At 66.7% G+C, this 13521-nt stretch carries 16 protein-coding genes; 15 read left to right on the top strand and 1 reads right to left on the bottom strand.

Annotation, left to right across the window (positions count from 1 at the left end; all coding sequences use genetic code 11):
* Window positions 1–11 precede the first annotated feature (11 nt).
* The 15 genes from prfA (at window position 12) to TFU_RS11950 (ending at window position 12864) form a co-directional block, all read left to right on the top strand.
* Window positions 12–1079: a peptide chain release factor 1 gene (gene prfA / locus TFU_RS12020; protein ID WP_011292842.1), complete on the top strand. Its 1068-nt coding sequence runs from the start codon at window positions 12–14 to the stop codon at window positions 1077–1079.
* Window positions 1076–1933 carry a peptide chain release factor N(5)-glutamine methyltransferase gene (prmC, locus tag TFU_RS12015; protein ID WP_011292841.1) on the top strand — a complete coding sequence of 286 codons (858 nt, stop codon included), beginning with the start codon at window positions 1076–1078 and terminating at the stop codon, window positions 1931–1933. The genes prfA and prmC overlap by 4 nt, the downstream gene beginning before the upstream one ends.
* Window positions 1934–1974: 41 nt before the next feature.
* A complete protein-coding gene (locus TFU_RS12010; protein WP_011292840.1) occupies window positions 1975–2754 on the top strand; it encodes an L-threonylcarbamoyladenylate synthase in 780 nt (259 codons plus the stop codon).
* Window positions 2755–2888: 134 nt separating this feature from the next.
* Complete coding sequence (locus TFU_RS12005; RefSeq protein ID WP_011292839.1) at window positions 2889–4052, top strand: MraY family glycosyltransferase; 1164 nt, start codon at window positions 2889–2891, stop codon at window positions 4050–4052.
* A gap of 226 nt (window positions 4053–4278) precedes the next feature.
* Window positions 4279–4722 carry a hypothetical protein gene (locus TFU_RS12000; RefSeq protein ID WP_011292838.1) on the top strand — a complete coding sequence of 148 codons (444 nt, stop codon included), beginning with the start codon at window positions 4279–4281 and terminating at the stop codon, window positions 4720–4722.
* Between the two features lie 84 nt (window positions 4723–4806).
* Window positions 4807–5040, top strand: coding sequence for an AtpZ/AtpI family protein (locus TFU_RS11995; RefSeq protein ID WP_011292837.1), 234 nt, complete (start codon window positions 4807–4809; stop codon window positions 5038–5040).
* 132 nt (window positions 5041–5172) lie between these two features.
* Window positions 5173–6030: a F0F1 ATP synthase subunit A gene (gene atpB / locus TFU_RS11990; RefSeq protein WP_011292836.1), complete on the top strand. Its 858-nt coding sequence runs from the start codon at window positions 5173–5175 to the stop codon at window positions 6028–6030.
* A gap of 109 nt (window positions 6031–6139) precedes the next feature.
* Window positions 6140–6346, top strand: a complete 207-nt coding sequence (gene atpE / locus TFU_RS11985) for an ATP synthase F0 subunit C (RefSeq protein ID WP_011292835.1) — start codon at window positions 6140–6142, stop codon at window positions 6344–6346.
* A 49-nt stretch (window positions 6347–6395) separates the two neighbouring features.
* Window positions 6396–6935 carry a F0F1 ATP synthase subunit B gene (locus TFU_RS11980; RefSeq protein WP_011292834.1) on the top strand — a complete coding sequence of 180 codons (540 nt, stop codon included), beginning with the start codon at window positions 6396–6398 and terminating at the stop codon, window positions 6933–6935.
* Window positions 6935–7744 (top strand): F0F1 ATP synthase subunit delta, encoded by an 810-nt coding sequence (locus TFU_RS11975; protein ID WP_011292833.1) that lies wholly within the window; start codon window positions 6935–6937, stop codon window positions 7742–7744. The genes TFU_RS11980 and TFU_RS11975 overlap by 1 nt, the downstream gene beginning before the upstream one ends.
* A 72-nt stretch (window positions 7745–7816) precedes the next feature.
* Window positions 7817–9460 (top strand): F0F1 ATP synthase subunit alpha, encoded by a 1644-nt coding sequence (gene atpA, locus TFU_RS11970; RefSeq protein ID WP_011292832.1) that lies wholly within the window; start codon window positions 7817–7819, stop codon window positions 9458–9460.
* A gap of 3 nt (window positions 9461–9463) precedes the next feature.
* Window positions 9464–10378, top strand: a complete 915-nt coding sequence (locus TFU_RS11965) for a F0F1 ATP synthase subunit gamma (protein WP_011292831.1) — start codon at window positions 9464–9466, stop codon at window positions 10376–10378.
* A 5-nt stretch (window positions 10379–10383) separates the two neighbouring features.
* Window positions 10384–11826, top strand: a complete 1443-nt coding sequence (gene atpD / locus TFU_RS11960) for a F0F1 ATP synthase subunit beta (protein ID WP_011292830.1) — start codon at window positions 10384–10386, stop codon at window positions 11824–11826.
* Window positions 11827–11898: 72 nt separating this feature from the next.
* Window positions 11899–12306, top strand: a complete 408-nt coding sequence (locus TFU_RS11955; protein ID WP_016189120.1) for a F0F1 ATP synthase subunit epsilon — start codon at window positions 11899–11901, stop codon at window positions 12304–12306.
* A 63-nt stretch (window positions 12307–12369) separates the two neighbouring features.
* Complete coding sequence (locus TFU_RS11950; RefSeq protein ID WP_011292828.1) at window positions 12370–12864, top strand: DUF2550 domain-containing protein; 495 nt, start codon at window positions 12370–12372, stop codon at window positions 12862–12864.
* Between the two features lie 56 nt (window positions 12865–12920).
* Here the strand turns inward: TFU_RS11950 and TFU_RS11945 are convergent, their stop codons facing one another.
* Window positions 12921–13517 carry a cob(I)yrinic acid a,c-diamide adenosyltransferase gene (locus tag TFU_RS11945; protein WP_011292827.1) on the bottom strand — a complete coding sequence of 199 codons (597 nt, stop codon included), beginning with the start codon at window positions 13515–13517 and terminating at the stop codon, window positions 12921–12923.
* Window positions 13518–13521: the final 4 nt, after the last annotated feature.

Below are 13521 nucleotides of genomic sequence, written 5' to 3'. Positions count from 1 at the left end.
ATGGAAAAGAAGTGAAGCTGGACGACCTACTCGGCGAGTACTACGAGCTGGAGCAGCAGCTCGCCGACCCAGCAGTGCACGCCGACCAGGCTCAGGCACGCACCCTGGCCAAGCGCTACTCCCAGCTCACCCCCATCGTCGCCACCTACCGGGAACTGAACCGGGTCGAAAGCGACATCGAGACCGCCCAGGAGCTGGCCGCCGAGGACCCGAGCTTCGCTGACGAGGCGAAGCAGCTTGCCGCCCAGCGCGAAGAACTGGTTCAACGGCTCCGCACCCTGCTCATCCCCCGCGACCCCAACGACGACAAAGACGTCATCCTGGAGGTCAAGGCGGGAGAGGGCGGTGAGGAGTCCGCGCTGTTCGCCAGCGACCTGGTGCGGATGTACCTGCGGTACGCCGAGCGTCAGGGCTGGAAGACCGAGATCATCAGCGCCACCCACTCCGACCTGGGCGGCTACAAGGACATCACCATCGCGATCAAGAACCGCGGCACGGTGGAACCCGGGCAAGGCGTGTGGCACCGGCTCAAGTTCGAAGGCGGAGTCCACCGCGTCCAGCGGGTCCCCGTCACCGAGTCGCAAGGACGGATCCACACCTCGGCCGTTGGCGTGCTGGTGCTGCCCGAGGCTGAAGAGATCGAGGTGGAGATCAACGAGAGCGATCTGCGCATCGATGTCTACCGTTCCTCGGGCCCCGGCGGGCAGAGCGTGAACACCACCGACTCCGCGGTGCGGATCACCCACCTGCCCACGGGGATCGTGGTGTCCTGCCAGAACGAGAAGAGCCAGTTGCAGAACAAAGAGCAGGCGCTTCGGGTGCTGCGGGCCCGCCTGCTGGCCGAAGCGCAGGCCGCGGCCGAAGCAGAGGCCGCCGCGGAACGGCGCAGCCAGGTCCGCACCGTGGACCGCTCCGAGCGGGTGCGCACCTACAACTTCCCGGAGAACCGCATCTCCGACCACCGGGTGGGCTACAAGGCGTACAACCTCGACCAGGTGCTCGACGGGGAGTTGGACGGCGTGATCCAGGCGCTCGTCGACGCCGACACCAAGGAGCGGTTGGAGGCCGCTCAGCAGTGAACCTCCTGCTCGACGAGGTCGCGCGGGCGACGCTTCGGCTCGCGGAAGCCGGGGTTGCCTCGCCCCGGGCGGACGCCGAGGAACTCGCGGCGTTCGTGCACGGCGTCCGTCGAGGAGAGTTGCACACGGTCGCGGACAGCGACTTCGACGCCCGCTACTGGGAGTGTGTAGCCCGCAGGGCGGCACGGGAACCCTTGCAGCACATCACCGGCCGCGCCTACTTCCGCTATCTCGAGTTGGAAGTAGGCCCCGGCGTTTTCATCCCCCGTCCCGAGACCGAGATGATGGTCTCCTGGGCGATTGACACCCTGCGGGCCATGGACGTCGCCGATCCCCTGGTCGTGGACCTGGGCACCGGGTCGGGCGCGATCGCGATCTCCATCGCCCAAGAGGTGCCCCGCTCCCGAGTCCACGCGGTGGAAGTGGACGCGACAGCGCTGTCCTGGGCGAAACGCAACATCGCCCGCAGCGGACTGGGGGAGCGGATCACCGCCCACCACGCCGATATGCGCACCTGCCTGCCCGAATACCACGGCCGGGTGGACCTGGTCATCACCAACCCCCCGTATGTGCCGCTGGACAGCGCCGACGAGATCCCCCCGGAAGTCCGCGACTACGATCCCGCCATCGCGCTGTGGGCAGGCCCGGACGGGCTCGACATGATCCGCCAGTTGGAAGCGGTCGGCCGCCGCCTGCTGCGCCCCGGCGGATACATCGCTATCGAGCACGGCGACGGACAGGGCATCGACATCCCGCCGCTGTTCCCTGAAGAACTCGGCTGGTGCGAGGTGCGCAACCGGAAAGACCTCGCCCACCGGGACCGGTTCGTGGTCGCTCGCCGTGCCGTGGACTGAGTCAACCGCATCGACAACCCTGGACAGACTGAGGTGAGGGTGTGAGCCGCAGGTACGACTGCGCGGACGACGAACAGCGCAAGGCCGGGATCGCGGATGCGGCCTCCACAGTGCGTCGGGGGGAACTGGTTGTCCTGCCCACCGACACCGTGTACGGGGTGGGCGCAGACGCGTTCAACCCGGCGGCCGTGACCGCGCTCCGCAACGCCAAGCAGCGCGGCCGGGAGCATCCCCCGGCAGTTCTGGTCGGCACGGTCCGCGCAGCGCAGGCGCTCATCGACGACCTCGGCAAATACGGCCAAGACCTGATCGAGGAGTTCTGGCCGGGCCCGCTCACACTCGTGTGCGCGGCCACCCCCAGCCTGTCGTGGGACCTGGGGGACACCAAGGGAACCGTGGCGGTCCGCATGCCCATGCACCCGGTGGCGCTGGAACTCCTCAAAGAGGTCGGCCCCATGGCTGTGAGCGGTGCGAACGTCACCGGCAAGCCGGCAGCGACCACGGTCGAGGAAGCCGAAACGCAGTTCGGCGATGCGGTCAGTGTCTACCTCGACGCCGGCCCCTGCACCAGCACCCCGCCGTCCACGATCGTCGACCTCACCTACGCGGTCCCGCGCGTCCTCCGCTCCGGAGCGATCACTCTCGAGCAGCTGCGTTCCGTGTGCGGCACAGTCATCGCTGAACTGAAGCGCCCCGAACGGGAGCCCAAGACCTCGAACCGCGAAACCCCCCGCACCGCGGAACCGGAGGCGACCAGCGCCTCAGACGAGGGAGACAGCGGGATTCCCCCGGCACAGAAGGACGACTCGGACGCGCCCTGACCGAAGGGACGGGGCCATGCCGAACAGCAGTCCGCGCTGCGGCCGGTCGATGCTAGCGTCAATGTCACCCCTCACAGAACACGTGCCGTGCCGCTGGGAGGGCACGGCCGGTCCACGGAAGGCCCCGCAACGCCGTGCGTGAGTACGCGCTCACCTTCGTTATCGCTGTGGCGGTCACCCACCTGCTGACCCCACTCGTCCGCAGTGCCGCAATCGCTTTCGGAGCAGTCCCGCCGATCCGCGACCGGGACGTGCACACCGAGCCCATTCCGCGCATGGGCGGTCTCGCCATGTACGGCGGTTTCGCTGCCGCACTGCTGATCTCAGCGCAACTGCCCCACCTGCGTGAAGTGTTCTTCGACCAGACGTGGTGGCGCGGCCTGCTGGTGGCGGGCGCGTTGATCGTCGTGATCGGAATCATCGACGACCGGTGGGGGATGGCCCCGGTGCCGAAACTCGCCGGCCAGATCGTGGCCGCGGGCATCCTCGTCTCCCAAGGGGTCCAGCTGCTGTGGCTGCCGTTGCCCGGGACCACGCTGGTCCTCGGACCGGAGCTGGGCACCCTCCTGTCCGTGCTGCTGATCGTGGTCACGATCAACGCGATCAACTTCGCTGACGGCCTCGACGGCTTGGCCTCGGGCATTGTCGCGATCGCGGCCGCGGCCTTCTTCACCTACTACTACGTGGTCGCGGTCGACCAGGGGTTCGACCGCCAGTCCTATCCCGCCATGATCGCGATCATCCTGGTGGGGGTCTGCACGGGGTTCCTCATCCACAACTTCAACCCCGCGCGCGTGTTCATGGGCGACACCGGGTCGATGCTGATCGGCCTGCTGCTGGCGTCAATCACCATCACTGTGACCGGCGAATTCCAGGCCAACGCGGTCGTCCACTTCGACTCCAGCGGCCTCGTGTCCTTCCTGCCGATCCTGCTGCCGCTGCTGGCCCTCGCCCTTCCCCTGGCCGACCTGGTGCTCGCGGTGGTGCGGCGCACCCTGGCCGGCAAGTCTCCGTTCGCCCCGGACAAGAAGCACCTGCACCACCGGTTGCTGGAGCTCGGCCACTCGCATGCCCGCGCCGTGCTGCTGATGTACCTGTGGGCGGCGATCATCTCGTTTGCCGCCGTATCGCTGTCGATCTTCGACGCCCCCGCGATTGTCCTGAGCGTTACCACATTGGTAGCAATTTGTGCGGTGGGGCTCATCACACTGCCGCGGCTGCGTCGGCGGGCTCTGCTGCGCGCCAAAACCCGCCTTGCGACCGCCACGGACGGCAGCAACTCCGCCGAAAAAAAGTGACGCACTGCACTTGACCAGCGGGGCGTCCGGTAAGGGGCCGTGAACCGGGATTGAACCCTGGAGGAAAGGGCTGGGAGAAGGAGCCCGGTTTTCGAGAGCAGAGTGTCGTGTCGCGAGTGTTTCCGGCAACGGCGGGCGGCATCTCAAGGTGCCCATGGAAAAGCGTGGTGAAACCTTGTGATAGCTTTCACGAGCAAGCACCCACAGCCAACACCGGAGTTCACGCATGCTGGAACACGACGCCAAGGTTCTCCGCGGCGCCGCGATTCCCACCCTGGTGGTCGGAGGCGGCAGCACCGCTGCCTTCCTCGTGTTCTCAGGCACGGTTGGTGTGCTCGGCGCACTCTGTGCGCTGCTACTGGTCCTTGCCTTCTTCGGGGTTTCGGGATGGGCGGTGGCCCGGCTCAGCCGCCGCGACCCGAACCTGTTCATGCCGGCCACTCTGGGCGCCTTCCTGATCAAGGCGCTGATCCTGGCGGCGGCACTCCTGGCGCTGCGCACCATCGACCCTGCCTGGATCGATACCACCGCCTTCGCCGTGACTTCGCTGCTGTGCGTGATCGCCTGGCTGGGTGGTCACGTCCGGGTGCTGGCCACATCCAAGACCTTGCACGTCGATCCGGAGCCGAGCGTCGCCTCCGGCCTGGAGTCCCGGCATGAGAGCACGTGATGCGTGTGGCACGGCACGGATCCCAGTACTCGCCCCCTGTTGTGCGGATGACCACGACAACCTGCTATGTTCCGGAGCGACGGGATGAGCGAGCCGCGGAAACCGGACGAAAGCTCCCCGGAACCCTCCGAGACCTCGGTCGACGGAGTCACCATCGTCTCCCTGCTCATATCCGGCATGGTCGTGTGGGGCGGGGCGGGGTGGCTGCTGGACCGATTAACGGATCACGATGCGCTCTTCCTGCCCATCGGTATCCTGCTCGGCCTGGGGCTGGCGTTGTACATGGTTTTCGTCAGGCTTCACGCTCGTTCCAAATAACGATCCACTCCACCGGGTTCACCCTCCGTTCACGGAACCGACCGCAACGGGCGGAAGAACCCGTGCTGACCGCCATTACCGGTCCGCTCAAGACTGAACAGAACCTCTTGATTCACGACGGAAGGGTTCGCCGTGAGTGCTGACACGCTCAACCTCGCTGCCGAGGGCGGTGGTGGTCTGTTCACGCCGGGAGGACCCGGCTTTGAGGCCCCCTCCGTCGGGATCTTCTTTCCCTCCCCCTGGTCCTGGGGCGACTACAGCGAGGCGCTTCCCTACACGAGCGGCATCACCAAGTACGCGGTGCTGCTCGTCGTCGCCACGGCCCTAGTGGCGTTCTTCCTGTGGTGGACCACGCGCAAGCTGGCCATCGTCCCCAGCCGGAAGCAGAGCATCTTCGAGATCGTCGTCCTCTTCATCCGGGACCAGATCTCGCGGCCCATGATCGGAGTGAAGGGCGACCGGTACCTGCCGCTGCTGGTCTCCCTCTTCCTGTTCATCTTCGCGATGAACATCATGGGGCTCATTCCCTTCCTGCAGTTGCCGGTCACCAGTAACCTGTCCTACCCGGTCGGCCTTGCCGCGGTCGTCTACATCACCTTCATCGCAGTGGGTATCCGCACCCACGGCTTCGGCCGCTACTTCAAGAGCGCCGTGGTCCCCTCAGGAGCGCCGGCGTGGATCCTTCCGTTGCTGGTACCCATTGAGATCCTCTCGAACTTCATCATCCGCCCCGCGACGCACGCCATCCGACTGTTTGCGACGATGTTCGCCGGTCACCTCCTGCTGGCGACGTTCGCTGCGGGCGGCTGGTACATGTTCAACCCGTCGGCAGGACCGCTCTACGGCACGATCTCGGTGCTGTTCTCGGGATCGGCGCTGCTCGCGTTCATCATCTTCACCGCTTTCGAGCTGGTGATCATGTTCCTGCAGGCCTTTGTGTTCACCCTGCTGGCCGCCCTCTACATCGGCCAGGCTCAGGAAGCGCACTAGGACCGGTGGGAGCGGTCCGGATCCCTGACTCGACAGTTTTCGTGCCTCCGCCCGGAGGACACGACAACCCATCTGGCCCTGTGGTCACGATCCTCAACAAGGAGAAGAAATGGAAGGCAGCCTGAACGTCATCGGTTACGGCATCAGCGTCATCGGTGCCGGTATCGGTGTGGGTATCGTCTTCGGTCTGGGCATGCAGGCCATCGCCCGCCAGCCCGAGGCCCGTGGTCCGCTGCAGACCAACATTTACATCGGCTTCGCCCTGATCGAGGCGCTCGCCCTGCTGGGCTTCGTTCTCGCTTTCGCCCTTGGCTAAAGCGAACCGGCGAAGGAAGTAGGCAACCAAGCGTGAAGGGGCGCTGACCATGTTGGGCCTGGCCGCCGAAGAGAACGTTCTACGCATTCACATCGACGAACTCGTCTTCGGCCTCATCGCCTTCGCCGTGATCTTCGCACTGGTGTACCGCTACGCGGTGCCGCGGGTCACGAAGATGCTCGACGAGCGCGCCGACGCCATTGAAGGCGGCATCGAACGGGCGAAGAAGGCAGAGGCGGAAGCCGAGGAGCTGCGTCAGCAGTTCCAGGAGAAGCTGGAGGAAGCACACCGGTCCTACGCGGCCGAGCTGCAGAAGGCCAGCGAGCAGAGCGCCGCCATCATCGCTGAGGCGCGCGAGGAGGCCCAGGCCGAGGCGCGACGCATCATCGAGGCGGCTCACGCTCAGATCGAGGCCGACCGGCAGCAGGCCATGGCGCAGTTGCGGGCCGAGATCGGGGCGCTCTCCGCGGACCTGGCAGCTCGGATCGTCGGAGAAACCCTCTCTGACCCCGCCGCGCAGAGCCGGGTCATCGACCGGTTCCTCGCTGAACTGGAAAGCGGGGCTAATCAGCAGGCAGAGGTGCGTTGATGCAAGGTGTCAGCCGTACCTCTTTGACTGAGGTGATCCGGCGCCTCGACGACATCCTGCCGTCCGCCAACACAGCCACGTTGGGCCACGAGCTCTTCGAGGTCGTGGCCCTGCTGGACCAGGAGCACTCCCTGCGCCGCTGGCTGGCGGACCCCGCCGGCTCCCCGGACAGCAAGTCCGAGCTGGTCAACAGCCTTCTCGAGACGAAGGTGTCCCCGGCAACCCTCCTCGTGGTCAGCGACGTCGTCCGGGCGCAGTGGTCCCGGCCGCGCGACCTGGTCGACGCGGTCGAACAGGCCGCTGTACTGGCGACGGTCGCTGAGCACGCCAGCGCCCGCGAACTCGAGGGCGTCGAGGACGAGCTGTTCCGGTTTGGCCGGATCGTCGCGGGTCAGCCCGAACTCCGCGCCGCGCTGACCACGGACGGCGCCTCTATCGAGCACAAGCGCACCCTGGTGGAGAACCTGCTCTCGGGCAAGGTCAGCACAGCGACGCTGACCTTGGTCACCGAGGCTGTCACCCGGCCTCGAGGACGTACCCTGGAACAGGGTCTCGAGCATTTCAGTCAGCTGGTGGCCGAGCGGGCCAAGCACTACATCGCCGTGGTACGGGCCGCGGTTCCGCTGAGCGAAGCACAGCAGTCTCGACTGCAGGCCGCGCTCACCCGAATCTACGGGCGGGACATCCACCTGAACATCGAGATCACGCCGGAGATCGTGGGTGGACTCTCCATCCGCGTGGGCGACGAGGTCATCGACGGCACCATCGCGGGGCGTATCGCCGAAGTTCGGCGACGCCTGGCCGGCTGACGCGACGACGCACGAACGCAAGACGCACGGCGCCGCACCTGCGGCGCCAACGAGAGCAAGGACATACGTGAGATGGCGGAGCTGACGATCCGACCGGAGGAGATCCGGGACGCGCTGCAGCGCTTCGTCCAGTCGTACGAGCCTGACGCCGCCGCACGCGAGGAGATCGGAACCGTCACCTACTCCGGTGACGGCATCGCCCGCGTCAGTGGCCTTCCCTCTGCGATGGCGAACGAGCTGCTGGAGTTCGAGGACGGCACCCAGGGCATTGCGCAGAACCTGGAGATCGGCGAGATCGGTGTCGTCGTCCTCGGTGACTTCACCAACATCGCAGAAGGCCAGACAGTGCGGCGGACCGGACAGGTCTTGTCCGTCCCGGTAGGCGACGCCTACCTGGGCCGAGTAGTCGACCCCCTGGGCCGGCCGATCGACGGCAAGGGCGAAATCGAGACGACCGAGCGTCGCGAGCTCGAACTCCAGGCTGCCACGGTCATGCAGCGCAAGCCGGTTCACGAGCCGCTGCAGACCGGTATCAAGGCGATCGACGCCCTGACCCCGATCGGTCGCGGCCAGCGCCAGTTGATCATTGGTGACCGGCAGACCGGAAAGACCGCGGTCTGCATCGACACGATCATCAACCAGAAGGCCAACTGGGAGTCGGGCGACCCCAACAAGCAGGTGCGCTGCATCTACGTCGCGGTGGGCCAGAAGGGCTCCACCATCGCCGGTGTGCGCGCCGCGCTGGAAGAGGCCGGAGCGATGGAGTACACCACCATCGTGGCCTCGCCCGCCTCCGACCCCGCGGGCTTCAAGTACATCGCGCCCTACACCGGCTCGGCCATCGGCCAGCACTGGATGTACCAGGGCAAGCACGTCCTCATCGTCTTCGACGACCTGACCAAGCAGGCCGAGGCCTACCGCGCGGTCTCGCTGCTGCTGCGCCGCCCGCCGGGCCGTGAGGCCTACCCCGGTGACGTCTTCTACCTGCACTCGCGGCTGCTGGAGCGCTGCGCGAAGCTCTCCGACGAGATGGGCGCCGGCTCGCTGACGGGTCTGCCGATCATCGAGACCAAGGCCAACGACGTGTCGGCCTACATTCCGACCAACGTCATCTCCATTACCGACGGTCAGGTCTTCCTGGAGTCCGACCTGTTCAACCAGGGACAGCGGCCGGCGATCAACGTCGGTATCTCGGTGTCCCGTGTCGGTGGCGCCGCGCAGACCAAGGCCATGAAGAAGGTGGTCGGCTCCCTGCGCGTGGGTCTGGCCCAGTACCGCGACCTGGAGGCGTTCGCCGCCTTCGGTTCGGACCTGGACGCGGCCTCCAAGGCGCAGCTGGAGCGGGGTGCCCGCCTCATGGAGCTGCTCAAGCAGGGCCAGTACTCCCCCTTCCCGATGGAGGAGGAGGTCGTCTCCATCTGGGCTGGTACCACCGGGCACTTGGACGACGTTCCGGTCGAGGACATCCGGCGCTTCGAGTCGGAGTTCCTCGCCTACCTGCGCCGTGAGCACAGCAAGATCCTCGACGTTATCCGGGAGACGGAGGACTTCGGGGACGACACCGCTGAGGCGCTCACTGACGCGATCAAGGAGTTCAAGAAGACCTTCCAGACCAGCGACGGCACCATCCTCGGCACCGAGGCGCCTGCCGAGGCGCTGGACGAGTCCGAGGTCGGCCAGGAGACCATCAAGGTCGCTAAGACCAGCGGGAAGTAGCCCATGGGTGCACAGCTTCGTGTCTATCGCCGGAGGATCCGCTCGACGAAGTCGATGGCGAAGATCACCCGTGCGATGGAACTGATCGCCGCAACGCGCATTACCAAGGCGCAGCGTGCGGCCGAGGCGGCTGCCCCCTACGCACGGGAGATCACCAGGGCGGTGTCCGCGGTGGCCGCTCGGGTCAGCGACCACCCGCTGCTGACCGAGGCGGAGAACCCCACTCGGGCCGCCGTCCTGGTCATCACCAGTGACAAGGGCCTTGCTGGCGCCTACACGGCCAACGCCATCAAGGAAGCCGAACGCCTCACTGCGCTCCTCAACGAGCAGGGCAAAGAGGTGCTCACCTACATGGTGGGGCGCAAGGGCATCGGCTTCTACAAGTTCCGCGAGCGTCCCCTGGCGGACTCCTGGGAGGGCTTCACTGAGCGCCCCTCCTACATGCACGCCATGGAGATCTCCTCGGCCCTGATGGAGAAGTTCATCCAGGAGACCGCGGAGGGCGGCGTCGACGAGATCCACATCGTGTCGACCGAGTTCATCTCCATGATCAACCAGCGGGCCCGGGCTTCCCGGATCCTGCCGCTGGAGGTGGAAGAGGTCGACTCCAAGGTGCTCGAAGCCGAGCAGGGGCCGCTGCCCCTCTACGAGTTCGAGCCTGGGGCTGAGGAAGTGCTGGACCAGCTGCTTCCGAAGTACGTGACCAACCGGATCTACTTCGCCCTCCTCGAGTCGGCCGCATCCCAGCACGCGTCGCGCCGCGCCGCGATGAAGGCGGCCACCGACAACGCCGAGGAGCTTGTCAAGACCCTGACCCGCCAGGCCAACCAGGCCCGCCAGGCGGAGATCACCAACGAGATCAGCGAGATTGTCGGCGGCGCCGACGCACTTGCTGCTGCCAGCGCGGGGAGTGAGTAAGAGAAGTGACTGCGACTGCTGAAGGGACGGCCGCACCCACAACGGTGACCGGCCGCATCGCCCGGGTCATCGGCCCGGTCGTCGACGTGGAGTTTCCCGTCGGCTCCCTGCCTCCGATCTACAACGCTCTGAAGACCGAAGTCACCCTCGGCGGGGAGACCCGGACCATCACGCTCGAAGTCGCCCAGCACCTGGGAGACAACCTGGTCCGCGCCATCAGCCTCAACCCGCAGGACGGCCTGGTCCGCGGCGCTGAGGTGCGCGACACCGGTGCGCCGATCAGGGTTCCGGTGGGCGACGGCGTCAAAGGGCACGTGTTCAACGCCCTGGGTGAGCCGCAGGACATCCCGAAGTCGGAACTGCAGGTCAAGGAGTACTGGCCGATCCACCGGCCGGCCCCGGCCTTCGACCAGCTCGAGGCGAAGACCGAGATGCTGGTCACCGGTATCAAGGTCATCGACCTGCTCACCCCGTACGTGCGCGGCGGTAAGATCGGCCTCTTCGGTGGTGCGGGTGTCGGCAAGACGGTGCTCATCCAGGAGATGATCACCCGTATCGCCCGCAACTTCGGTGGTGTCTCCGTGTTCGCCGGGGTGGGCGAGCGTACCCGTGAGGGCACCGACCTCTTCCTGGAGATGCAGGAGATGGGCGTCCTCCCGGACACCGCCCTCGTCTTCGGGCAGATGGACGAGCCCCCGGGTACCCGTCTGCGGGTCGCGCTGTCCGCGCTGACCATGGCGGAGTACTTCCGCGACGTGCAGAAGCAGGACGTGCTTCTGTTCATCGACAACATCTTCCGCTTCACGCAGGCGGGTTCGGAGGTCTCCACCCTGCTGGGCCGTATGCCCTCGGCGGTGGGTTACCAGCCGAACCTCGCTGACGAGATGGGTCTGCTGCAGGAGCGGATTACCTCGACCCGCGGCCACTCGATTACCTCGATGCAGGCGATCTACGTGCCCGCGGACGACTACACCGACCCGGCTCCGGCGACTACCTTCGCCCACCTGGACGCGACGACCGAGCTCTCCCGCCCGATCTCGCAGAAGGGTATCTACCCGGCGGTGGACCCGCTGACCTCCACCTCCCGCATCCTCGACCCGCAGTACGTGGGCCAGGAGCACTACGAGGTGGCGCAGCGCGTCAAGGAGATCCTGCAGCGCAACCACGACCTGCAGGACCAGATCGCCATCCTCGGTATCGACGAGCTGTCCGAAGAGGACAAGATCATCGTCCACCGGGCGCGGCGGCTGGAGCGCTTCCTGTCGCAGAACATGTTCGTCGCTGAGAAGTTCACCGGTACCCCGGGCGTGTTCGTGCCGCTGGAGGAGACCATCGCCTCCTTCAAGGCGATCTGCGACGGTGAGTACGACCACCTCCCCGAGCAGGCGTTCCTGAACGTCGGCAACATCGAGATGGCCGTCGAGAAGGCGAAGAAGCTGCAGAGCTAGCGAGCACGGGGAGGAGCGGCGGACTGCTGCTCCTCCCCGGTGGAGCGGCCCTCGGGCTGAGGAGAGATGGCAGTGTCGAAGAAGCTCTTTGTTGAGCTCGTCACGCCCGAACGGGAACTGTGGGCGGGCGAGGGCGACATGGTGATCGCCAAGACGGTCGAAGGCGAGATCGGTATCCAGCCGGGGCACGTTCCAGTGCTGGCGCTGCTCGCGCCCGGGTCGGTCGTGCGGGTCCTGGGGGCCCGCGAGTCCGGTGAAGTACGTGCCGCGGTTCACGGCGGCTTCATGTCTGTGACGCTGAGCGACCGGGTCTCGATTCTCGCGGAGATCGCCGAGCTGGCCGAGGAGATCGACGTGGAGCGGGCCCGTGCCGCGCTGAAGAGCGCTGAGCGCGAGGCACTCGGCGACGCCGAGATGCGGGCGCGTGTCGCTCGGGCGCGGGGCCGGCTGCGGGCCGCCAAGGCTGAGGAGGCCGCCTAACCGGTCCAGCGGTGGCACCAGCGCGGACATGAGACGGGGCTTCCCGCGTATGCGGGGTGACTCTTGGGGGAGCAGCTGAACATCGGAACGTGGTTCGACATCGCCGAATGGTCGTTCTTCTCGCTGCTCGCCCTCGCTCTGCTGGCGCTCGTCGCGATCATCGTGCGGCGGTACGCCCTGGAACGCGGTGGCGGAGCGGTGGAGTGCTATCTCCGTCCCGTGCACGGCCAACGCCGCCCGTGGCGGATCGGATGCGGCCGGTACGGGACTGACGAGCTGCGTTGGTATCGCATCTTCTCCCTGTGGCCGCGGCCGGCAGTCGAGCTGCCGCGCCGCGGTCTCGTCGTTCTGGGGCGTCGCACCCCGGAACGGGAGGAGCTGCGGGAACTGACCGACGACCTGGTGATCGTCGAAGTGGGCTGGACCGCCTCGGACGGCTCCGACCCCAAGGAGCCGGTCTATGAACTGGCGATGAGCGACGCCGCCCTGACGGGTTTCCTGTCCTGGTTGGAATCGTTGCCGCCGGGAGTCCTCTGGCGGGACAGCGACGACGAGTAAGCCGTGCTTGTTCGTGGCGGTGGCCGAGTTCGGCCACCGCCACGAACGTGCGGTGGTCAGCGGCGGTCGCCGCCCGGCCGCCACAGCACATCGTTGCCTTGGTTCACCACCCGGCACAGGATGAACAGCAGGTCGGAGAGCCGGTTGAGATAGGTGGCGGTCAGCGGGTTGACGGAGTCCCCGTGGGTTTCGATCGCCGACCACGCGGACCGTTCCGCGCGGCGGGTGACGACGCGGGCGGTGTGCAGCAGTGCCGCGGCGGGGGAACCGCCGGGGAGCACGAAACTGCGCAGCGTGGGGAGGTCCGCGTTGAACCGGTCGCAGTCCGCTTCCAACCGGGCCACATAGGAGGCATCCACCCGCAGCGGGGGGTGTTCCGGGTTGGGCACGACCGGGGTGGCGAGGTCCGCGCCCAGGTCGAACAGTTCGTTTTGGATGCGCATCAGCACCGTGCGCACCTCGTCGGGGACGTCCCCGAGCGCGAGCGCGACCCCGATCGCCGCGTTGGCTTCCTCTACATCGGCGTAGGCGACGAGCCGTGCGTCGGTTTTACGGACCCGGCTCCTGTCACCCAGCGCGGTGGTGCCGTCGTCACCGGTGCGGGTGTAGATCTTCGACAGCACTACCGGCGTGTCGATATCGCGTTCTTTCATGGAC

This window comes from Thermobifida fusca YX, assembly GCF_000012405.1.
In the GTDB taxonomy this organism is placed as follows: Bacteria; Actinomycetota; Actinomycetes; order Streptosporangiales; family Streptosporangiaceae; genus Thermobifida; species Thermobifida fusca.
The sequence above is the reverse complement of the archived record's forward strand: the minus strand, read 5'-3'. Positions and strand labels throughout refer to the sequence as shown.